The 18,818-nt window shown below is 73.2% G+C and carries 21 protein-coding genes; 9 read left to right on the plus strand and 12 right to left on the minus strand.

What is annotated here, in order from left to right; genetic code table 11:
- The first annotated feature begins 39 nt into the window (after positions 1-39).
- Positions 40-507 carry a winged helix-turn-helix transcriptional regulator gene (locus tag ACWEF6_RS23265; RefSeq protein ID WP_449684873.1) on the plus strand — a complete coding sequence of 156 codons (468 nt, stop codon included), beginning with the start codon at positions 40-42 and terminating at the stop codon, positions 505-507.
- A 4-nt stretch (positions 508-511) separates the two neighbouring features.
- Here the strand turns inward: ACWEF6_RS23265 and ACWEF6_RS23270 are convergent, their stop codons facing one another.
- Together ACWEF6_RS23270 and ACWEF6_RS23275 are read right to left on the minus strand one after the other, a co-directional pair.
- Complete coding sequence (locus ACWEF6_RS23270) at positions 512-1,591, minus strand: GDSL-type esterase/lipase family protein (RefSeq protein ID WP_449684874.1); 1,080 nt, start codon at positions 1,589-1,591, stop codon at positions 512-514.
- A 106-nt stretch (positions 1,592-1,697) separates the two neighbouring features.
- Positions 1,698-2,330 carry a TetR/AcrR family transcriptional regulator gene (locus ACWEF6_RS23275; RefSeq protein WP_449684875.1) on the minus strand — a complete coding sequence of 211 codons (633 nt, stop codon included), beginning with the start codon at positions 2,328-2,330 and terminating at the stop codon, positions 1,698-1,700.
- Between the two features lie 63 nt (positions 2,331-2,393).
- On the opposite strand from ACWEF6_RS23275, the gene ACWEF6_RS23280 reads away from it, so the two are divergent.
- Entirely contained in the window at positions 2,394-3,023 is a 630-nt protein-coding gene (locus tag ACWEF6_RS23280; RefSeq protein ID WP_449684876.1) for an FMN-dependent NADH-azoreductase, read from the plus strand.
- Positions 3,024-3,033: 10 nt separating this feature from the next.
- Positions 3,034-3,369, plus strand: coding sequence for a rhodanese-like domain-containing protein (locus tag ACWEF6_RS23285; RefSeq protein WP_449684877.1), 336 nt, complete (start codon positions 3,034-3,036; stop codon positions 3,367-3,369).
- On the opposite strand, the gene ACWEF6_RS23290 is transcribed toward ACWEF6_RS23285, so the two are convergent.
- The gene (locus ACWEF6_RS23290) at positions 3,357-4,259 is read right to left on the minus strand and encodes a LysR family transcriptional regulator (RefSeq protein WP_449684878.1); all 903 of its coding nucleotides are present in this window, start codon (positions 4,257-4,259) and stop codon (positions 3,357-3,359) included. The genes ACWEF6_RS23285 and ACWEF6_RS23290 overlap by 13 nt on opposite strands.
- Positions 4,260-4,357: 98 nt before the next feature.
- Between ACWEF6_RS23290 and ACWEF6_RS23295 the strand changes: the two genes are divergently transcribed.
- Complete coding sequence (locus ACWEF6_RS23295; protein WP_449684879.1) at positions 4,358-5,197, plus strand: oxidoreductase; 840 nt, start codon at positions 4,358-4,360, stop codon at positions 5,195-5,197.
- On the opposite strand, the gene ACWEF6_RS23300 is transcribed toward ACWEF6_RS23295, so the two are convergent.
- Positions 5,194-5,550: a VOC family protein gene (locus tag ACWEF6_RS23300; protein ID WP_449684880.1), complete on the minus strand. Its 357-nt coding sequence runs from the start codon at positions 5,548-5,550 to the stop codon at positions 5,194-5,196. The two genes, ACWEF6_RS23295 and ACWEF6_RS23300, sit on opposite strands and share 4 nt — an antisense overlap.
- Positions 5,551-5,697: 147 nt before the next feature.
- Here ACWEF6_RS23300 and ACWEF6_RS23305 point away from each other — a divergent pair, with 147 nt between their 5' ends.
- Positions 5,698-6,891, plus strand: coding sequence for an FAD-dependent monooxygenase (locus ACWEF6_RS23305; protein WP_449684881.1), 1,194 nt, complete (start codon positions 5,698-5,700; stop codon positions 6,889-6,891).
- On the opposite strand, the gene ACWEF6_RS23310 is transcribed toward ACWEF6_RS23305, so the two are convergent.
- The 3 genes from ACWEF6_RS23310 to ACWEF6_RS23320 are packed head-to-tail and all read right to left on the minus strand — an operon-like array spanning position 6,872 to position 10,804.
- Entirely contained in the window at positions 6,872-7,540 is a 669-nt protein-coding gene (locus ACWEF6_RS23310) for an ABC transporter ATP-binding protein (protein WP_449684882.1), read from the minus strand. The two genes, ACWEF6_RS23305 and ACWEF6_RS23310, sit on opposite strands and share 20 nt — an antisense overlap.
- Entirely contained in the window at positions 7,537-8,229 is a 693-nt protein-coding gene (locus ACWEF6_RS23315; protein WP_310972912.1) for an ABC transporter ATP-binding protein, read from the minus strand. Before ACWEF6_RS23315 ends, ACWEF6_RS23310 begins: the two co-directional genes overlap by 4 nt.
- Positions 8,222-10,804 (minus strand): FtsX-like permease family protein, encoded by a 2,583-nt coding sequence (locus tag ACWEF6_RS23320; protein ID WP_449684883.1) that lies wholly within the window; start codon positions 10,802-10,804, stop codon positions 8,222-8,224. Before ACWEF6_RS23320 ends, ACWEF6_RS23315 begins: the two co-directional genes overlap by 8 nt.
- A 284-nt stretch (positions 10,805-11,088) precedes the next feature.
- Between ACWEF6_RS23320 and ACWEF6_RS23325 the strand changes: the two genes are divergently transcribed.
- The 3 genes from ACWEF6_RS23325 to ACWEF6_RS23335 all read left to right on the plus strand — a co-directional run bounded on the left by ACWEF6_RS23325 (position 11,089) and on the right by ACWEF6_RS23335 (position 14,242).
- Positions 11,089-12,804, plus strand: a complete 1,716-nt coding sequence (locus ACWEF6_RS23325; RefSeq protein WP_449684884.1) for a glycosyl hydrolase family 18 protein — start codon at positions 11,089-11,091, stop codon at positions 12,802-12,804.
- Positions 12,805-12,906: 102 nt separating this feature from the next.
- Positions 12,907-13,440, plus strand: coding sequence for a carboxymuconolactone decarboxylase family protein (locus ACWEF6_RS23330; protein WP_449684885.1), 534 nt, complete (start codon positions 12,907-12,909; stop codon positions 13,438-13,440).
- Positions 13,441-13,495: 55 nt separating this feature from the next.
- Positions 13,496-14,242 carry a hypothetical protein gene (locus tag ACWEF6_RS23335; RefSeq protein ID WP_449684886.1) on the plus strand — a complete coding sequence of 249 codons (747 nt, stop codon included), beginning with the start codon at positions 13,496-13,498 and terminating at the stop codon, positions 14,240-14,242.
- 1 nt (position 14,243) lies between these two features.
- Here ACWEF6_RS23335 and ACWEF6_RS23340 read toward each other — a convergent pair whose 3' ends face one another.
- Genes ACWEF6_RS23340 through ACWEF6_RS23355 form a run of 4 tightly spaced genes read right to left on the minus strand, consistent with a single transcriptional unit; the run spans position 14,244 to position 17,524 of the window.
- Positions 14,244-14,966, minus strand: coding sequence for a hypothetical protein (locus ACWEF6_RS23340; protein WP_449684887.1), 723 nt, complete (start codon positions 14,964-14,966; stop codon positions 14,244-14,246).
- Entirely contained in the window at positions 14,953-16,383 is a 1,431-nt protein-coding gene (locus ACWEF6_RS23345) for a substrate-binding domain-containing protein (RefSeq protein WP_449684888.1), read from the minus strand. Before ACWEF6_RS23345 ends, ACWEF6_RS23340 begins: the two co-directional genes overlap by 14 nt.
- A complete protein-coding gene (locus ACWEF6_RS23350) occupies positions 16,380-16,586 on the minus strand; it encodes a hypothetical protein (RefSeq protein WP_449684889.1) in 207 nt (68 codons plus the stop codon). Before ACWEF6_RS23350 ends, ACWEF6_RS23345 begins: the two co-directional genes overlap by 4 nt.
- Entirely contained in the window at positions 16,586-17,524 is a 939-nt protein-coding gene (locus tag ACWEF6_RS23355) for a hypothetical protein (protein WP_449684890.1), read from the minus strand. Before ACWEF6_RS23355 ends, ACWEF6_RS23350 begins: the two co-directional genes overlap by 1 nt.
- 174 nt (positions 17,525-17,698) lie before the next feature.
- Here ACWEF6_RS23355 and ACWEF6_RS23360 point away from each other — a divergent pair, with 174 nt between their 5' ends.
- Positions 17,699-17,854 (plus strand): hypothetical protein, encoded by a 156-nt coding sequence (locus ACWEF6_RS23360; protein WP_158104622.1) that lies wholly within the window; start codon positions 17,699-17,701, stop codon positions 17,852-17,854.
- Between the two features lie 28 nt (positions 17,855-17,882).
- Here ACWEF6_RS23360 and ACWEF6_RS23365 read toward each other — a convergent pair whose 3' ends face one another.
- Positions 17,883-18,818 (minus strand): quinone oxidoreductase family protein, encoded by a 936-nt coding sequence (locus ACWEF6_RS23365; protein WP_449684891.1) that lies wholly within the window; start codon positions 18,816-18,818, stop codon positions 17,883-17,885.

Consider the following 18,818-nt stretch of genomic DNA (forward strand, 5'->3'; position numbering starts at 1 on the left):
ATCGGTAGCAGATTGCAACTGATCCGACCGTACGGCAGAATGGTTGCGAACAGCAACTCTTCCGGAGGTGTGGTGACCGAGGACTGGACCGACCCGAGCTGCCCGGTGGCGCGCGCGCTCGACCTCGTCGGCGACCGCTGGAGCCTGCTCGTCGTCCGCGACGCGATGGACGGCGCCCGGTCGTTCACCGACTTCCGGCAGCGCACCGGGATCGCCCGCAACATCCTCACCGACCGGCTCCGCCGCCTGGTCGACCGCGGCGTCCTCGACCGGCGGACCGCGCCGTCCGGCCGGCGGCAGGTCTACGAGCTGACCCCGGCCGGGCGCGACCTGTTCACGGTCGTCGTCGCCCTGCGGCAGTGGGGCGAACGGCACGCTTTCGCCCCCGGCGAGGCCCACTCGGTGCTGGTCGACACCCACGGCGTCCCGCTGCCGCCGCTGCAGCCGATCGGGTCGGACGGCACCCGCGCCGACGTGGACACGACGTCCGTGCGCACAGTGCCCTGAGCGGTCAGCGGGCCACGACCTCCGGGACCGCGTGCAGCTTGCCGTCCGCGCCGGCCAGGCAGGAGGCGTTGCCGTCCTTGGCCGCGATGAACTCGGTCAGGCAGTTGGCGATCGCCGCGTGGCCGGTCGCGTTGGGGTGGAACGATTCCTGCAGCGCGTGCCCGGCCCGCTCGGCCTGGCCGAGGTCGGCCAGCTGGAGCGTCAGCCGGGTGAACCACTCGGTCGCCGGGTTCGCGCCACCGCTGCAGGCCTCGTGCTTGACGCCCGCCTTCGCCAGGTCCAGGAACCGCGCCCCGGACTGCTGGGCGGCCGCTTTCAGACCGGCGGACAGGACGCCGATGCCGGTCTGGGCGATCCAGCGCAGGTCTTCGGTGCGGAATGGACAGCCGTTGAGGCTGCGCAGGTCCTCCGGGAGGTCCGGGCCGATCGGGGCCGCGTAGGACTGCAGGATCAGCTGGTAGTCCGCGGGCACGTACCCGGCCTGCGCCAGGACGGTCTTGACGTCGGAGACGGCCTTGGCGACCTTCGGCACCATCGCGTCCACTTTGGACTTCCAGGTCTGCTTCAGCGCGGTGCTGCACGGCGGGCCGCCGGCGTCGAACCACGCCTTGAAGCAGTCGTTGACCTGGTTGGAGAACTTCGGCTCGTCGTTCGCGCCGACCGCGATCACCACCGCCGCCACCCGGTGGTCCTTCACCAGCGCGGCGAGCTGCTGCGCCTGCGAACCCTCGGTCCACTGCTTGACGTCCCCGAGCGCGACCTGCTCGGCGGGCGCACCGGAACAGCCGAGGTTGACCCGCGCGGTGACGCCCGGGGCGGCGATCTTCTCGACGAAGGCGTTGGGGGAGCGGTGGCACCAGTTGCCGCCTTGCCCGTTGGTGGCGGCGGTGTACTGGCCGGCCCCTTCGCCGGACACGGTGCTGTCACCCATCGCGACGACGGTGAGCGGCCCGGTGCCGGGCGGTCCCTGCCGCGGCTGCGGCTGCCCGGGCTTGCTTTCGGAGCCGAAGAAGACGAAGAAGCCGACCAGCAAGGCCACGCACGCGAGGACGAGGGCTCCCCAGTACCACCGAAGACGACGCATCGCGGTCGATTCTACGGACCGGCCGAGCGGCGGACACGGTGCGTCACCGCAGCCAGGTTCGGGCCAGTCGGACGAGCGAGCGTGCGGGGTGTCGTCGAGCTGTGCGTCATCGCAGCCAGGCTCGCGCCAGCCGGACGAGCGACTCCGCCAGCGCCACCGAGGACATCTCGCGCTCCTGCCGCCAGTGCCGCACCTGCTCGGCCGACAGGGCCGCGAGCAGGACGTCCGCGGCGATCTCGGCGTCCTCCGCGCCGCCCGCTTCGAACAGGTGCCGGCAGTGCCGGCGCCACAACGTGTGCGCGCCGGTGCGGAAGCGGGCGCCCGTGGTGGCGGTCTCCGACAGCAGCACCAGGTCCAGCTGGCGGTCCAAGAGCTCCAGGTACGCCTCGATGAACGCGTCGAGGCGGTCGGCGGGCTCCGCGCCCGGGCCCAGCGGGGGCGGGCCGGTGATGATCCGCTCCTGGAGTTCCCTTTCGCGCTCGTCGAGCAGGGCCATGGCGAGGCCGCCCTTGTCGCCGAAACGGCGGTAGAGCGTGCCCTTGCCGACGCCGGCCGCGCCCGCGATGTCGTCCATGGTGACCGCGTCGACGCCGCGTTCGGCGAAGAGCTTCTCGGCGGCCTCCAGGACGCGGATCCGGTTGCGGGCGGCGTCGGCCCGCTCGCGGACGGGGGCGCCGAGCACCGGCAGCTCGGCCGGCGTTGACGAAACGGACTTCGGTCCGCTACGGTTCGAAGACATAAGCGGACTCTAGTCCGATTTCCCGTCCGGCGAAAGCCGGACCTCCCTCCGAGGAGCATCGCCATGCCCGATCTGCTGCACATTTCCGCGTCCCCACGGGGGGAAGCGTCCGAGTCGCTGCGTCTGGCAGCCACTTTCTTGGACAGCTACCGCAGCCAGCACCCGGACGCCGACATCGACGAATGGGACCTCTGGGACGGCTCGCTGCCCGCCTTCGGCCCCGCCGCCGCCCGCGCCAAGATGACCGTCTTCGGCGGCGGCACCCCGCAGGGCGAGGAGGCCGACGCCTGGGCCGCGGCGCAGGCGGCGTTCGCCCGGTTCGACGCCGCCGACCGGATCCTGTTCAGCGTGCCGATGTGGAACTCCGGCGTGCCGTACGTGCTCAAGCAATTCGTCGACGTCGTCTCCCAGCCCGGCTGGGTCTTCGGCGTGGACCCGGCTTCCGGCTACCGGCACCTCCTGGCCGGCCGCGGCAAGCGCGCCGCGGTCATCTACACCAGCGCCGTTTGGGCGCCCGGGCTCGGCCCGGAGTTCGGCGCGGACTTCCAGGCGCCCTTCTTCACCGGCTGGCTCGACTGGACCGGCATCGACGACGTCGCCGAGATCCGCTTCCACCCCACCCTCACCGGCGATGCCGCCGAACTCGGGCGGATCGCCCACGAAGCCGCCCGCGACGCCGCCAAGACCTTCTGAAAGGCCCGCCATGACCGAGACCATCGACCGCGACACGCTCCGCGCCGGGCTCGCCGACGGCACCCTCGTCCTCGTCGACGCCCTGCCAGAGTCGTACTACGCGACCCGGCACCTGCCCGGCGCGATCAACCTCGTCGCCGACGACGTCGCCGCGAAGGCGCCGAAGGTGCTGCCGGACAAGGCCGCCGCGATCGTCACCTACTGCTCGAACCCCGCCTGCGCCAACAGCGGCCAGGTCGCCGTGCAGCTGGAACGGCTGGGCTACACCGACGTCCGCAAGTACGCCGCGGGCATCGAAGACTGGGTGGACGCCGGGCTGCCCACCGAAAGCGGTCAGCCCGCCTGAGTCAGGTCCGTCGCCGCCGCCAAGCCGGCCGCCACCTCGGCGATCGCCCGGACCGCCGGGTTGTCGTTGCCCGGCAACCACACCAGTTCCGTGCGGGCGACCTCGCCCGCCAGGGGCACGAACGCCACGCCGGTGCGGCGCAGGCTGTGCGACGAGCGGGCCAGCCGGGTCACCCCGACCCCGGCCGCCACCAGGCCGAGCAGGCCCTGCACGGTCGCGGCCCGCTGCACCACCCGCGGGGTGAAGCCGGCCGCGGCGAAGTCGTCGTCGTAGCCGCGGTGCCACGGCTCCCAGCTGCCGCGCGGGGTGAGCACCCACGGCTCGTCCGCGAGGTCGGCCAGCTGCAGCGACACCCGCCCGGACAGGGGGTGCTCCGCCGGCAGCACCGCGCACACCTCTTCGGTCAGCAACGTCCGGGACACCAGGCCGGCCACCAGCGGCGGCCGGGTGAACGCCAGGTCGAACCGGCCCTCGCGCAGGCCCTCGACCAGCTCGGCGATCGACGCCTCGGCCGTCGTCACGGCCAGCCCGGGCAGTTGCTCCCGGACCGCCCGCACCACCGGCGGCAGCAGGTAGTTCGCCGTCGTGGCGAGGAAGACGAGCCGGACGTCGCCGATCTCGCCGCGCACCGCCCGCCCGAGCGTGGCGACGGCTTCTTCGGCGCGGGCCAGCACCGCGCGGGCCTCGGGCAGGAACAGCCGGCCGACGGCGGTGAGCCGCGTCCCCCGCGCGTCGCGGTCGAACAGCCGGACGCCGAGCGCGCGCTCCAGCACGGTGATCTGCTGGGACAGCGACTGCTGGGCGAGGTGCAGCCCGGCGGCGGCGCGGGTGAAGCTGCCGGCCTCGGCCACCGCGGCGAAGTAGCGGAGCTGCCGCAACTCGGGGGTCACAGGCTCAGACTGTAGCCGCGCCAGGACATCGGTGTTGGCGCCCCGGCCAAGATCGTCGTCAGGATGGAAGGGAGGAAAGCACTGGGAGGACACGGAAAATGACGAACACCGACGGCCGGGTCTGGCTGATCACCGGCTGCTCCGCCGGCTTCGGCCGGGAGATCGCGCTGGCCGCGCTCGCCGCGGGCGACCGCGTGCTGGCCACCGCTCGCCGGCCGGAAACCCTGACCGAACTGCAGGATCGCAGCGGCGACCGGCTCCGGACCGCCGCCCTCGACGTCACCGACGCCGGGCAGATCGACACGGCGGTGAAGGCCGCGCTCGAGGCGTTCGGCCAGATCGACGTGGTGGTCAACAACGCCGGCAGTGGGTCGGTCGGCGCGGTCGAGGAGCTCACCATGGACGAACTGCGCGCGCTGATGGACGTGATGTTCTTCGGCGCGGTCGCGGTCACCAAGGCCGTGCTGCCGCACCTGCGCGCGCAGGGCAGCGGCACGGTCGTGCAGATCAGCTCGATGGGCGGGCAGCTCTCCCTGCCCGGCTACGGCGCCTACTGCGGGACGAAGTTCGCGCTGGAAGGGATCTCCGAAGCCCTGGCCGCGGAGGTGGCGCCGTTCGGGGTGCGGGTGCTGATCGTCGAGCCGGGCGCGTTCCGCACCGAGTTCGGCGGCGGCCGCATGCACCGCTCCCGCACGATCGACGCCTACGCGGTGTCGACCGGCGGAACGCGCGATGCGGTCGAGAACATGGACGGCACCCAGCCCGGTGACCCGGCCAAGGCCGCCGCGGCGATCGTGCGTGCGGTCGGCAGCGACGACGCCCCGCTGCGGCTCGCGCTGGGCGCGGACGCCGTCGAAGCCATCCGCGCCCACCACGAGGCCGTCGCGGCGGACCTGGCCGCCTGGGAGGAGGTCAGCCGGGCCACCGCGCTCGACTAGGACTGCGCGGGGTCCTGCAGCACGCCGAGGACGTTGCCGTCGGCGTCGGTGAAGGTCGCGACCAGGCGGCCGTTGCCGACGTCCTTCGGCGCGTCCTTGACCGTCCCGCCCGCCTTGGTGACCTCGGCGAGCTTCGCCTCGATGTCGTCGACGTGCCAGTAGGACACCGGCCCGGTCATGCCCTGCTGCGCGCCGTTCGGCACCAGCCCGATGTGCTGGCCTTCGACGTCGTAGCCGACGTAGTAGGGCGCGTCGGCCTGCGGCTCGACGCCCAGCAGGGCGGTGTAGACGGCCTTGGCGGCGGCCAGGTCGGTGACGGGGTGCAGGACGGTCTTGATCCCCTGGGTGCTCATCTTCGGTGCTCCTGAAGTCGTGGTCTGCGGTACGTCGTAGACGCTATGACCGGCCCGCTGACCAGCGCTTCTCGATTCCTGATCGGTTGGCGCGGCCACCGCCGCTACACTCCGGACCGGCATGCGGACGGCGATGGGGGGACCGCGGTGAGCGGGAACAGGGTGCTGGTGACCGGGGCGAGCATCGCGGGGCCCGCGCTGGCCCACTGGCTGCGGCGGCGGGGCGCCGAGGTGACCGTCGTGGAACGGGCGCCCGGGCTGCGTCCCGGCGGCCAGGCGGTGGACGCGCGCGGGGTGGCCAAGGACGTCATCCGCCTGATGGGGCTGGAGGCGCCGGTGCGCGCGGCCCGCACCGAGACCGCCGGCGCGCACACCGTGGCCGCCGACGGGACCGTGCTGGAGACCTTCAGCGCCGAGGACGACGGCGGCGACGGGTACATCGCGGACATCGAGATCCTGCGCGGCGACCTGTCCCAGGTGCTCTACGACGACACCCGCGAGCATGTCGAATACCTCTTCGGCGACCGGATCGCCGAGCTCACCCAGGACGCGGACGGCGCCGACGTCACCTTCGCGAGCGGCGCCCTGCGGCGCTTCGACCTGGTGATCGGCGCCGACGGGCTGCACTCGGCGCTGCGCGGGATGGTCTTCGGGCCGCGCGAGCGGTTCGTCCGCCACCTCGGGATGGTGCTGGCCTTCTACAGCGTGCCCAACGAGTTCGGGATCGACCGCTGGATGATCGACTACCAGCACGAGGGGCGTTCGGCCGGGCTGCGGCCGCTCAAGGACCCCACCCGGGCGATGGCCATGCTGTCCTTCCCCGCCGACGGCTTCGACGTCGACTACCGCGACATCGACGCGCAGAAGGAACTGCTGCGCGCGCGGATGGCCGGCCTGGGCTGGCGGACGGAGGAGATCCTCGCGCACCTGGACGACACCCCGGACTTCTACCTCGACCAGGTCGCCCAGGTGGTGCTGGACCGCTGGTCGTCGGGCCGCGTGGGCCTGATCGGCGACGCGGCGTTCTGTTCGTCCCCGATGTCGGGTGGCGGCACCGGACTGGCGCTGGTCGGCGCCTACCTGCTGGCCGGCGAGCTGGCCGCCGCCGGGTGGGACCCGGAGGCGGGGTTCGCCGCCTACGAGACGCGGATGCGCCCGTTCGTCGAGGCCAACCAGGAGATCGGCCGGCTGCACGTGCAGAGCCGCGAGGCCGGTGCGGACGCCGAGCCCGACATGGAAGCGCTCATGCCGCTGGTCGAGCGTGCGCTCAACGGCGTGGAGCTGCCGGACTACGCGGGCGTGCCGGACGCGGGGGCGCGGGTCAGTCCAGCAAGGCCGTGAGCACCCCGTCGAGCAGGCGGACGCGGCGGTCGGCGATGCGGTGGACCTCCTCGTCGTGGGTGGCCACGATCACCGCCGCGCCTTCCGCCGCGCACTGGCGCAGGAGGCGCAGGACCCGGGGTGTCGAGCCCGCGTCCAGGTGCGCGGTCGGTTCGTCCGTCAGCAGGACCCGCGGGCGGCCGGCGACCGCGCGGGCCAGCGCCACCCGCTGCTGCTGGCCGAACGACACCTCCAGGGGATAGCGGTCGCCGAGGTCGCCGATGCCCAGCTCGTCCAGCAGGCCACCCACCCGCTCGGCGATCGCCGGCGGCGACGGGCGCGGCACGTCCGACCGCAGCCGCAGCGGCAAGGCCACGTTCTCCGCGATCGTCAGCTCGTTCGCCAGCCCGAGCGCCTGTGGCAGCACCGCGCAGGTGTGCCACGGCGGCGCGCCGTCGATCGGGACGCCGTCGAGAAGCACGCAGCCGGAGTCGGGGGAGTCGAAGCCGCACAGCAGGGCCAGCAGCGCGCTCTTGCCCGAGCCCGACCGGCCCGACACCGTCACCAGCTCGCCCGCGCCCACCCGCAGTTCCAGCCCGCGCAGCACCTCGATGTCGCCGCTGGGGTGGGCGAAACTGCGGCGCAGCCCGACCGCTTCCACGAGTGTCATGCCGGCAGCTCCCGTTCTTCGATGCCTTCGAGCACGCCCTTGTGCAGCCGGGCCACCCGCGCGCCGAGGTCGATCAGGCGTTCGTCGTGCGAGGCGACCAGGACCGCGAAGTCCTGGTCCACCAGGTACTGCAGGGTGTCGAGCACCAGGTCCGCCGATGCCTCGTCCAGTTGCGACGTCGGCTCGTCGGCGAGGATCACCGTCGAGCGCGCGGCCAAAACGCACCCGAACGCCAGCCGCTGCTGCTGCCCGCCCGAGAGCGCGGCGATCTTCCAGCCGCCGGTGCCGTGCAGGCCCAGCTGCCCGAGGATGTCCTCGGCGTTGCACTCGGTCCCGGCGGCCTCGGCCGCGGCGTGCAGGTTCTCCGCGACCGTCAGGTAGCCCAGCAGGTTGTCGCTCGGGTTCTGGAACACCAGGCCCAGGTGGTGGCGCCGCAGCGCCCGCCGCTCACGGTGCTTGAGCTTGCGGACGTCGGCGCCCTGGAACGTCAGCGTGCCGCGCGCGGGCTGCTCGAACAGCCCCAGCACCCGCAGCAGCGTCGACTTCCCCGACCCCGACGGCCCGGCCAGCACGGTCATCCCGCGAGCGGGTACGTCGAGGCTGACGTCGTCGACGCCGGTGACGACCCCGGCCGGCGTCGGGTAGTCGACGCCGATGCCGCGCAGGGAAAAGATGGGCTTCTCAGGCACGGATCAGCTCCGCGGTCCGGGCGGTGCGCACCGAGCGCACCGCGATCCAGCCGGCCAGCGCGACCACCGCCACGCCGATCACCACGACGGTCAGCACGAACGGCAGCGGATCCGGCAGCTCCGAGCGCGGGGCGAGGAACGTCGCCGGGTCGAACCGGGGCACCGACAGCCCCGCCACCGAAACCCCGCACACGACCCCGACCACGATCGCCAGCCCGCTCAGCGCCCCCAGTTCCATCAGGTGACTGGCCAGCAGTGTCCGCGGGCGCATGCCCATCCGCAGCACCAGCGCCCCGGCCAGGGCGTTCTGCCGCCGCCGGACTTCGACCGCCACCAGCAGCGCCAGGATCGCCACCACGCCGAGCACCGCGCCCAGCAGCGCCACGAACGAGAACGTCCACGCCACCACGAAGAACGGCAGACCGTCCAAAGCGGACTCGCGGCTGATCCGGTTCGGGATGAACACCCCCGCGGCGCGCAGCGCCGCGGTCGCCTCCGCCATCGGCGCGGTCGTCAGCACGCTCCACTTCGGAATGCCGTCCAGCTGCGCGTGGGTGAGCACCGTGCGCGAGACGACGTAGCCGGGGGAGGTGCCGATCATCGGGAACACCGGCAGGTCGCCGGCGACGACCGCGTCGGGCAGGTCGTCGGGCAGCTTGGCGTTCTGCTTGGCCGTGTGCCCGACCCGGATCACCGGCGTGCCGCGTGGGTCCGGCTTCGAGATCTGCTGCAGGAGCCCGGTCAGGTCGTCACCAGGGATGTGTTCCACCGCCGCACCGCGGGCGAACGTCGCCGGGTCGACCACCAGCACCACGCTGCCGGTCCCGGTCAGCTCGCCGACCACGGTGCTGCCCCCGGCCAGCGACGGGGGCATCGCGACCTGGCCCATGCCGAGCGGGCTGTCGGTGTCGAGGCGGGCGTTGCTGCCGACGAAGATCGCCGACTTGGTGTCCAGGGCCTCCTCCTGGCCGCGGGCGATGCCGATCCCGGTGGCCAGCGTGCCGATGGCGAGCGTTCCGATGACCAGCACCCCGGTCACCGGGGCGCGGGCGCCGGCCAGCCGCCGGATCGCCAGCTGCAGCGCCGGGCGCGACCAGAACCGGGCCCGGTGCGAGGCGTGCAGGGCCAGCCACGCCAGCCGCGCGGTCAGCAGCCCGACCGTCAGCACCACGAACACCGGGTAGGTCAGGGCCAGCGGGTCGACCTGGGGGAGGGGATTGCCCAGCCGGGACGCCGTGCCGTAGTGCGCCAGCCGCGTCCAGCCCAGCCAGGCCATGCCCGCCGTCGCCAGCTCCCACGGGAAGTACGCCAGCAGCCGCACCCGCTTGCCGCCGCGGCGCACCCGGCCCAGCTCGAACTCCCGGTGCACCCGCACCGCGACGACCAGGGCCAGCAGCACCAGCGACACCGCCAGGGTCCCGGCCGCGACGCCGGCGGCGGTCAGCACGGCGGCCGGATCCGGGGCGCCGGGCGGGCCGTACACGCCGAGCAGCAGCCGGGCCGCGACCGCGCCCGCCGCCCCGCCGAGCAGGATCGGCAGGCCCAGCTCGGCGACGGCGAGCCCGCCGAGCGCCGCCGGGCCGCTGCCGCGCGCGGAGAGCAGCCGCAGCTGGGCGTGCCGCCGCTGGTACCACTGCAGGGCCACCGTGCCCAGGCCGGCGCAGCCGACCAGGACGCTGATCAGCGCCAGCGGCAGGATCGAGACGAACACGTTCTCCTGGGCCTGCCGGGCGATCTGCACCGAGCGCTGGAACGTCGGGACGTCGGCGGCGATCAGCGAGCCGAGGCCCTGGGCGGTCAGGTCGGCGCGGACGTCGGCGACCAGGTCCTGCGAGCGCTGCAGGAGGTCTTCGGCGGCGCTCAGCGTCGTCGGCGCCGGCTCGTAGAAGGAAACGTGGAAGTACTGCATCGTCGGCAGGCCGATGGCCCGGATGGTGTCGTCGAAGGTCTTGCGGTCGGTGGCGAAGACGATCGAGTCGATCGGGTCGTCGACCAGCCGGTCGATCACGGCCCCGGACTGCTGCGAGCACCACCACCGCGGCGGCGGGTCGAGCAGGTCGCGGTAGATGCCGGTGACCGGCGGCAGCGGCACGCCCTGCAGGCTCGGTTTCGTGCCGACGCCGATGTGCTCGGCGTCGGCCACCACGTTGCCCAGCCACAACCCCGGTGCCCGCGTGCCCTGCTGCAGCGTCAGGTTGTCCAGGCCGACCTGGTCGCGGTAGCCGAAGCGGACCTTGTAGTGCGGGTCGCCGTTGAACTCGGTGCCCCGCAGCACGGTGGTGAACTCGCCGACGACGGGCGCGCCGAACCCGTGCGCGGCGGCGTGGCGCTGGATCGCGCCGGTCACCGCCGGGATGTCCTGCACCGGCATGTTGCCCTTGCCGAACATCGGGCCGTAGCTGTCCGGGCAGGTGATGCCCGTCTGGTACGCGACGGTGGCCCCGCCGGCCGCGGACGCCTGCAGCACCGCGGCCGTGCCGAGGAAGCACGCCAGCAGCGAGGTCACGGCCGCCACGATCAGCGTCAGCGGGCTGGAGAGGGCGGCCTTCGGGGCGGCTCGCCACGGCTTGGTCACTCTGCGTCGTCCATTCTTCCCCCACATCACCCGCATGGACCAGGACGCTACCGGCCACCTCGGAGAGTTGGAACGTTTTTGTCACGATCGTTGCCCACTCGGTGGGCTCGCGCCGGGCTGCCTTCCCGCGCAATCGCCGCCGCCATCCGGCCGGTTTAGTGGTCTGGACCTTGACGCACCGATTGGTCTGGTCCAATCCTGAAAGCGTTCCCGCCGTGCCACGCCGCCGCACGGCTCCCGCCGGCTCAGGAGCGCAGATGCGTCGACGCAGACCTTTCTCCCGATTGTCCGTTTCCCTTGCCCTGGCGGCGTTCTCGGCCGGTTCCCTGGTCGCCGCCGCCGGCACCGCCCAGGCCGCCACGCCGCTGCCCACGCACGTCTTCGCGCCCTACTTCGAAGCCTGGACCGGCGAGAGCCCCGCCGCGCTGGCCCAGCAGTCCGGCGCCAAGCACCTCACGATGGCGTTCCTGCAGGCCGCCACCAAGGGCTCCTGCACGGTGTACTGGAACGGCGACACCGGAATGCCGATCTCCACCGGCGTCTTCGGGGCCGACATCGCCACCATCCGCTCCCGCGGCGGCGACGTCATCCCGTCCTTCGGCGGCTACACCGCCGACAACACCGGCACCGAAATAGCCGACAGCTGCACCAACGTGGACTCGATCGCCGCCGCCTACGAGTCGGTGCTCACCACCTACGACGTCCCCCGGCTCGACATGGACATCGAGGACAACTCGCTGACCAACTCGGCCGGGATCGACCGCCGCAACAAGGCGCTCAAGAAGGTCCAGGACTGGGCCGCGGCCTCCGGGCGCTCGCTGCAGATCTCCTACACCCTGCCCACGACGACCCGCGGCCTCGCCGACAGCGGCCTCGCCGTCCTGCGCAACGCCGTCGCCAACGGCACCCGCGTCGACGTCGTCAACCTGATGACCTTCGACTACTACGACAACGCCGCCCACCAGATGGCCACCGACACCCAGACCGCCGCGGCCGGCCTGGTCTCCCAGCTCGGCTCGCTCTACCCGGGCAAGACCCAGGCCCAGCTGTGGGCGATGGCCGGGGTCACCGAGATGATCGGCGTCGACGACTTCGGCCCGGCCGAAACCTTCACCACCGCTGACGCGGCCACCGTCTACAACTGGGCCGTGGCCAAGGGCATCAACACGCTGTCGTTCTGGGCGCTGCAACGCGACAACGGCAGCTGCCCCGGCGGCGCCGCGGCCGACAACTGCTCCGGCATCGCCCAGGACACCTGGTTCTTCAGCCACGCCTTCGAGCCCTTCACCGGCGGCACGTCCGTGCCCGGCAACGACTTCTCCCTCGCCGCCACCCCGGCGTCGGCCGCGGTGGACCCGGGCGGTTCGGCCTCGGCGACGGTGAACACCGCGGTGACGTCCGGCTCCGCCCAGCAGGTCACGCTGTCGGTCACCGGCGCACCCGCCGGCGTCACCGCGGCTGTCAGTCCCGGCACGGTGACCGCGGGCGGCAGCGCGACGCTCTCGGTGGGCACCACCGCGGCCGCCGTCCCCGGCGTCTACCCGCTCACCGTGACCGGCACCGCCGCCTCCGGCAGCCACAGCACCACCTTCACCCTCACCGTCAAGGGCACCCCGCCGGCGGGCGGCGTGGTCAACGGCGGTTTCGAGACCGGCGCCCTGAGCCCGTGGACCGCCCCCGGCGACGCGCTCGTCGCCACCCCGGCGCACTCGGGCACCCACGCGCTGCAGGTGACGCCCACGGCGTCGGCCACCGGCGAAGCCGCACAGAACGTGACGCTCGCCCCGAACCACGCCTACACGCTCACGGCGTGGGTGCAGGGCAGCTACGCCTACGTCGGCGTCCGCGGTGGCGCCACCGCGAGCGCGTGGACCTCCGGCAGCGGCTGGACGAAGCTGTCGGTGCCGTTCACGACCGGCGCGTCGGGTGCGGTGACCGTGTACGTCCACGGCTGGTACGGCCAAAGTGCCGTCTACGCCGACGACTTCGCGGTGAGTTGAGGCTTTCGGCGGCGGTCCGGTTGCGCAACACGGAGGTTGGCCGGGCCGCCGCCGGCCGCCAGACTGCGCGGGACGATCTTTCGCGCCCGCCTGGAGGAACCGATGCCGCACATCCCGCTCGACCCGCAGTCGCCCGGCATCCGGTCGCTGTTCGCGTTCCGGCCCGAGACCGCCGTCCCGCTCAACCACCTGGCGCAGACTCTCCTGCGCGGCCCGAGCAGCCTGACCGTCGGCGAGCGCGAACTGATCGCGGCGGTGGTCTCCCACGGCAACGAATGCCGCTTCTGCCACGGCAGCCACGCCGCCGCCGCGGCCGAAACCCTCGACGGCGGCCGCGCGGTGGTCGACGCGGCCTGCGCGGGGATCGACGACGCCCCGGTGGGGGACAAGCTCAAGGCCCTGCTGCGGATCGCCCTCGCCACCCGCGAAACCGGGCGCGCGGTGACGCCCGAGCTGATCGAGGCGGCCCGCGCCGAAGGCGCGACCGACGTCGAGCTGCACGACACCGTCCTGATCGCGGCGGCGTTCTGCATGTTCAACCGCTACGTCGACGGCCTCGCCACGGTGGCCCCGGACGACCAGGCGGTCTACGACCAGATCGGCAAGATGCTCGCCACCGAGGGCTACGGCGGCTGAGCCGGGCGCCCGGCGTCGGCTAGGCTCCCCCCGGAACATTGAGGGGGGAGCTTCGATGTCGCGATTCGTCAAGCCCGCACTGTGGACGGCCGGGGTGCTCGCCACCGGCCTGCTCGCGTTCTGGCTGCTACTGGCGCTGGACATCCCGTACCGGAGCACCGCCACGCCGGCGCCCGCGTCAACAGCGGCCACTTCGGCGCCGCCTGTACCCGCGCCGCCGGCGGAGCAGCTCGCGTGGGTCACCGACGTCCGGCCGGGCCCCGACGACCGCAGCGCCGTCCTGCACGTCGACCTGCCCACCTGCGCGGGAGCACCGCACGCCCGGGTCACCGAGGACGGCAACCGCATCGACGCCGAGATCCTGTTCCGGCCGCCGGAGGGTACGAGCTGCGGACAGGCACCGGCCGATTTCCCGGTCAAGACGGCGGCACCGATCGGGGACCGGCCGTTCATCGTCAACGTCAACCAGACCTGGGGACTGGTGTCCGGCGCCTGGAAGAAGTGCGACGAACGTCTCGGCTGCCACCCGCCCGCCGATCACTGCAACCCGGCGTGGATCGCGCAGCTGGAGTTCAGCGCCGAAGCCGAGTACCCCGGCACCACCCGGGCCTGCGACCAGAACTGGCTGATCCACGACCTGCAACGGCACAGCGGCGAGCCCGCGACCCGGGTCGCCTACCGCTGGGCGGGCACCGGCTGGACGAGCGTCGCCGGGGCGAAAGGTGGCGGCTGCGGGGAAATCCTGGCCGCCGAACCGAAGTTCCCCACCGCCCTCTGCACAAACCTCACCCCTCCGGGATGAGCTACTGGAGGACGGCGATCGGCAGGATGACCAGCTCGCCGCTGTCCGGCCGCCACGCCTGGCTCTTGCCGAGGCAGCGCGCGTTGAACTCGCCCCGCGGCACCTCCTTGCGGCGCAGGTGGCCGTCGTGGCAGGCCACCCGGACCCACGCGTCGTGCCGGCCGATCCGCGCGTGCAGCACGACCTCGTCGCCGGACTCCTCGGCCACGGTGAACTTGCCCTGCACGACCACGTAGCCGTCGTGGATCTCCGACAGCCGCGGTGAGCCCGTCCGGCGCCAAGCCCGGTCGCCCTGCACCGACCGGGCCGGCAGGTTCGCGTGCACGACGCCGTGCTGCGCCTCCAGGGACTGCAACGCCAGGCCCAGCAGCGTGTTCGCGGTGACGTGCACGTCGTAACTCGTCTCCGTCTCGTGCCCGCGGTTGGCGCCGCGGCCGAGCTTGAACCACTGGCTGGTGAACCCGAACGAGCCGTCGGTGCTGCGGTTGACGAACTCGCGGATCGTCCGCTTGGCGATGTCGCCGTAGCCGCCCTGCTGGCACAGCTCGATCACCCGCGGCTCGTCCAGGTAGAACGGCAGGCCGGGCAGGATCACCGGGCGGCTGCGCCTCAGCACCCCGAGCACCAGCACTACGAGCGCCAGCACCGCGGCCAGCGCGGTCACCACCCAGAGCACACCCCACCAGCCGAGCACCGACCACAGCATGGCCCTATCGACAGCCACGAAGCTCCCTCACCGCCTCCGTCAACGATTCCGCGGCGCCGTCGACGACCCGCCCGCCGGTCGCGGCGGTGGCCCGGGCCAGGTCGGCCGGGTTCGCCTCGCCGAACCGGATCGCGAACGCCGGCCCGGCGTCGTGCCGGCCGGCCAGGAACCCGTCCAGGCCCGGGCCGGCGTTGTTCTCGCCGTCGGTCATCAGCACGATCGACGCCCCCGGCTTCGCGATCCGGTAGGCGTGCTCGAGCGCGCCCCAGATCGCCGTGTACGGCCGCAGGTCGGCCGACCCCACGACCGCCTGCAGCGCGTCGGCGTCTTCCCGGCGGGACACGGTGACCGTGCGCTCCTCCAGGACCTCGCCGGCGAACCGGATGATCGTCACGGTCTCACCGGCGTAGAAGCGGTCGAACCCGGTCAGCGCGGCGAACGCCCGGCGCAGCGCCGCCACCCGCGGCCCGGCCATGGACAGCGAGTAGTCCAGCACGTAGATCACCTGACGGCCGGTGCGCGCGCGGTCGTAGGCCTGCAGCAGCCGGTCGAGCACCTCCTGGTGGTCCGGGAAGTACAGCGGGTTCCCGATCGGCGCCGCCAGCGGCCCGGTGCGCGGCACCGCCGGATCGGCCGGACGCCGGAACGTCCGGTCCATGATCGCCCGCTGCGCCGACGGGCCGCGCAGCCACTGCACGACCCGGTCGTAGGCCGCGCGCTTGTCCGGGTTCAGCAGCATCAGCGGGTAGTCCGCGAGCACGATCCCGTCCCGCGGGTAGACGACTTGGAGGGGCTCGCGCAAGCGGCCCGAGGCGTTGAGCGCCAGGATCGCCGACTCCGGCGCGACGATGCCGCCCGCCTCGTGCTGGCGGCGCACGTACTCCTCGGCGACGTCGGCGGCGTCGAACGCCCGGCCCGCGAGGAAGCCCTGGATCCGGTCGCACCGGACGTCCTCCGGCCGCAGCGCAGCGCCCGTCCCGGCCGCCGCGGTGGCCACGCCGATCAGGGCGGCCAGCCCGCTGCCGGAGACGTGCGGGTCCGCCATGCCGAACCGCAGCTCGCCGCCGGCCGCGCGATCGGCGATGTCCGCCCACGTCGGCTGTGCACCCAGCTTCGCCGCCTCGCCCGGCTTCACGCCGAGCACCAGCGGCGAGAGCATGATCGACGTCGCCAGCTTCGGCTCGGTCCCGCGCAGCCGCAGGAACCGGCCGGTCGAGAGCCAGGCCAGGTCGAATCCGCGGTTCAGCTCGGCGGTCGCCGCCACCGTGCCGCGGTAGTCCAGGACCAGTTCGACGCCGGTGTCGCGACGCAGGTCCGCCAGCACCGGGCCCAGATCGGCGAGCTCGCTGGTGGCCAGCACGGTGAGCTTCGTGTCGGCCGGTTCGCCGGGGCTGCACGCGGTGAGCAGGAGCAGCAGCACCAGGGCGGCCCTCACCACCGGCAGCCCCCGATCTCGGCGACCATCCGCCGGAACTCGGCGTCGCGGGGCAGCCAGGTCTCGGTGTCCCCGATCGCGGCCGCGGGTTCCGGGATGCCGCGCTCCTTCAGGTAGCCGGCGAAGTCGAACTGCGCGGTGTCGGCCGAGTACACGTGGAATCCGAGTTCGACGGCCCGCCGGCGCAGTGCGGGATCGGACATCAGCAGCGCGCCGATCGCGTCGCCCTCGGGGCTGAACGAGATGAAGTCGGGCGCGGTCTGGTGCTGAGCGCTGGGTACATCAGCACCCGGTCGGCGTCGAGGGCCGAACCGTTGTCGAGCCGCCGGTTCTGGTAGGCGAGGTACTGGTGTTCGTAGATGACCGCGACCGTCGCGAAGCTGCGGCCTTCCGGCACGAAGTACTTCGGCGCCATGTCGTCGCTGTGCTGGCCTTCGGCGTCCAGCATCGGCTTGATGCCGCGGGCCTGCTCGACGGCTTCGGCTTCCGTCGCCGCCGGCTGCGCGTAGCGTGCGAAAGCGACCAGGCCGACGTAGGCAGCGCCCGAGTAGCTCCGGCACGGGTCGGGCGACTGGACGAGCAGCCGGTTCGCGCTGAGACCGGGGCCGTAGTCCCGCCAGCGGCCCTGGCCGGCCACGAGCGCCATCAGCTTGTCCATCTCGACGCTGTAGTACAGCGGCCGGTCCCCGGCGGACCGCCGTTCGGCCACTTCGGCCGCGACCAGCGCCTCGGCGTAGTCGCGGAAGGTGGCCAGCACGAGCGGCGTGAAGAACGGCTTGTACCCGACCGCGTGCTTGCCCTGGCGGCGCTCGTAGACGCGGTCGGCCGCGGCCTGCCCGGAGGGGAACACGAACTGGTAGCCGTCCAGGTCGGCGGTCTCGGCCAGCTCGAACGAGCCGGCCGGGGTCACCTGGACCTGGTAGCCGTGGCTCATCAGCAGCCGCTTGACCTGCTCGTCCTCGAAGAAGTCCCGTTTGGACGCGATCATCGCGCGGACCACGGTGATGTGCTTCAGCGGCCCGGTGACGTGCCCGGCGAACAGCAGCGCGACGAACCCGAGCACGAAGACCCCGGCCGGCGGCACGAACCAGGACAGGAACCGCCGTCGCGTGTCGACGACGTCGAACTTCGGCTCGTCCACCCCGGCCCCCTCGGCCCCTCGGACTCCGTACCGGGTCATTGAACGAGAAGGCCGTCCGCACCGGCCACGGCATCCGCCGAAATAGGACCGAACGGACCATCGGTTTTTCCGGGAACGGAAGCGGTTTGGAAGCCGGATCCCGCAGAATGCGGGGGAACGCGAAGGAGCTCATCGATGAAACGTGCTGTAGCTGCCGCTTTGCTCACCGCGGCCGCGCTCGCCGTGCTCGCCCCCGCGGCGTCCGCGACGAACGACCCGTCGCCGGTCGGCGGGGTGGGAAGCGGTCCCTACATCGGCGATGTGCCGAAACCCGGCCCTGGGGGCCGGTGACCACCGTGGTCACCGCCGGATGCCCGCGTCAGGGCACCAGCACCACGCGGCCCGGGCGGTTCCACGCCCGGGCCGCGTCGTGCAGCGGGACGCGCTCGTACCCGGCCGTGAGCGCCCCCGTCAGCGTCTGCGCCACCACCGTCAGCAGCGCTTCGCGGCGCTCGCCGGCGGTGAGCTCGTTGTTCGTGTAGCCGAGGATCCGCAGGGACCGGCTGCGCAGCAGCGCCGAGGGGACCGGGCACACCTCGCCGGCCGCGCTGCCGAGGTTGACCAGCCGCCCGCCCGGACGCAGGGTGTGCAGCGCCGCCGCGGCCGGGAGGCCGCACACCGGATCGACCACCAGGTCGACCGGGCCGGCCACCACCCCGAGCCGCTGCGCGAGGGTTTCGGCGTCTTCGCCGCCCTCGAGCCGGACCGCGGCGTCCGCGCCGAGCTGCCGGGCCCGCGCCAGCGCGGCCTCCGACCGAGCGCACGCCACCACCCGGCCGGCCCCGGCCACCCGCGCCAGCTGGACGGCCGACTGCCCGACCACCCCGCCCGCGCCGAGCACCAGCACGGTCTCGCCCGCGGCGAGTCCGCCCGTGGCCGTCAGGCACCGCCACGCCGCGACCGCCGACAGCCCGAGCGCCGCGACTAGCGCGGGATCGGCTCCCTCCGGCAGGACGACGACGTCGCCGGACGCGGCCACGGCGTACTCGGCCATGCTGCCGTCCCCGGGCCGCATGCCCGCCGCCGTGGCGAACCAGACCGGCGTCCCCGCCAGCTCGCCCACGCCCTGCACGCCCGGCACGTACGGGGTGGCCGGCACGCCGAAGTAGGACGTGCCGGACGCGCACAGCAGGTCGAGCGGGGTGATCGGCGCCGCCGTCACGCGGACGGCGACCTCACCGGGCCCGGGGGAGGGCCCGGCCCGGTCGGTCACCACCGGCGGCTGCCCGGCCGCCCGGATCTCCGCCGCGCGCAC

The organism is Amycolatopsis sp. NPDC004772, assembly GCF_053601215.1.

Excerpts from the sequence above, each read along its gene's own strand:
- ACWEF6_RS23350 (WP_449684889.1), bottom strand. The coding sequence starts at position 16,586 with ATGTCCGATCCCGCACTGCGCCGGCGGGCCGTCGAACTCGGATTCCAC.
- ACWEF6_RS23360 (WP_158104622.1), top strand. The coding sequence starts at position 17,699 with ATGAAACGTGCTGTAGCTGCCGCTTTGCTCACCGCGGCCGCGCTCGCC.
- ACWEF6_RS23270 (WP_449684874.1), bottom strand. The coding sequence starts at position 1,591 with ATGCGTCGTCTTCGGTGGTACTGGGGAGCCCTCGTCCTCGCGTGCGTG.
- ACWEF6_RS23280 (WP_449684876.1), top strand. The coding sequence starts at position 2,394 with ATGCCCGATCTGCTGCACATTTCCGCGTCCCCACGGGGGGAAGCGTCC.
- ACWEF6_RS23330 (WP_449684885.1), top strand. The coding sequence starts at position 12,907 with ATGCCGCACATCCCGCTCGACCCGCAGTCGCCCGGCATCCGGTCGCTG.
- ACWEF6_RS23300 (WP_449684880.1), bottom strand. The coding sequence starts at position 5,550 with ATGAGCACCCAGGGGATCAAGACCGTCCTGCACCCCGTCACCGACCTG.
- ACWEF6_RS23265 (WP_449684873.1), top strand. The coding sequence starts at position 40 with ATGGTTGCGAACAGCAACTCTTCCGGAGGTGTGGTGACCGAGGACTGG.
- ACWEF6_RS23285 (WP_449684877.1), top strand. The coding sequence starts at position 3,034 with ATGACCGAGACCATCGACCGCGACACGCTCCGCGCCGGGCTCGCCGAC.
- ACWEF6_RS23275 (WP_449684875.1), bottom strand. The coding sequence starts at position 2,330 with ATGTCTTCGAACCGTAGCGGACCGAAGTCCGTTTCGTCAACGCCGGCC.
- ACWEF6_RS23335 (WP_449684886.1), top strand. The coding sequence starts at position 13,496 with ATGTCGCGATTCGTCAAGCCCGCACTGTGGACGGCCGGGGTGCTCGCC.
- ACWEF6_RS23295 (WP_449684879.1), top strand. The coding sequence starts at position 4,358 with ATGACGAACACCGACGGCCGGGTCTGGCTGATCACCGGCTGCTCCGCC.
- ACWEF6_RS23310 (WP_449684882.1), bottom strand. The coding sequence starts at position 7,540 with ATGACACTCGTGGAAGCGGTCGGGCTGCGCCGCAGTTTCGCCCACCCC.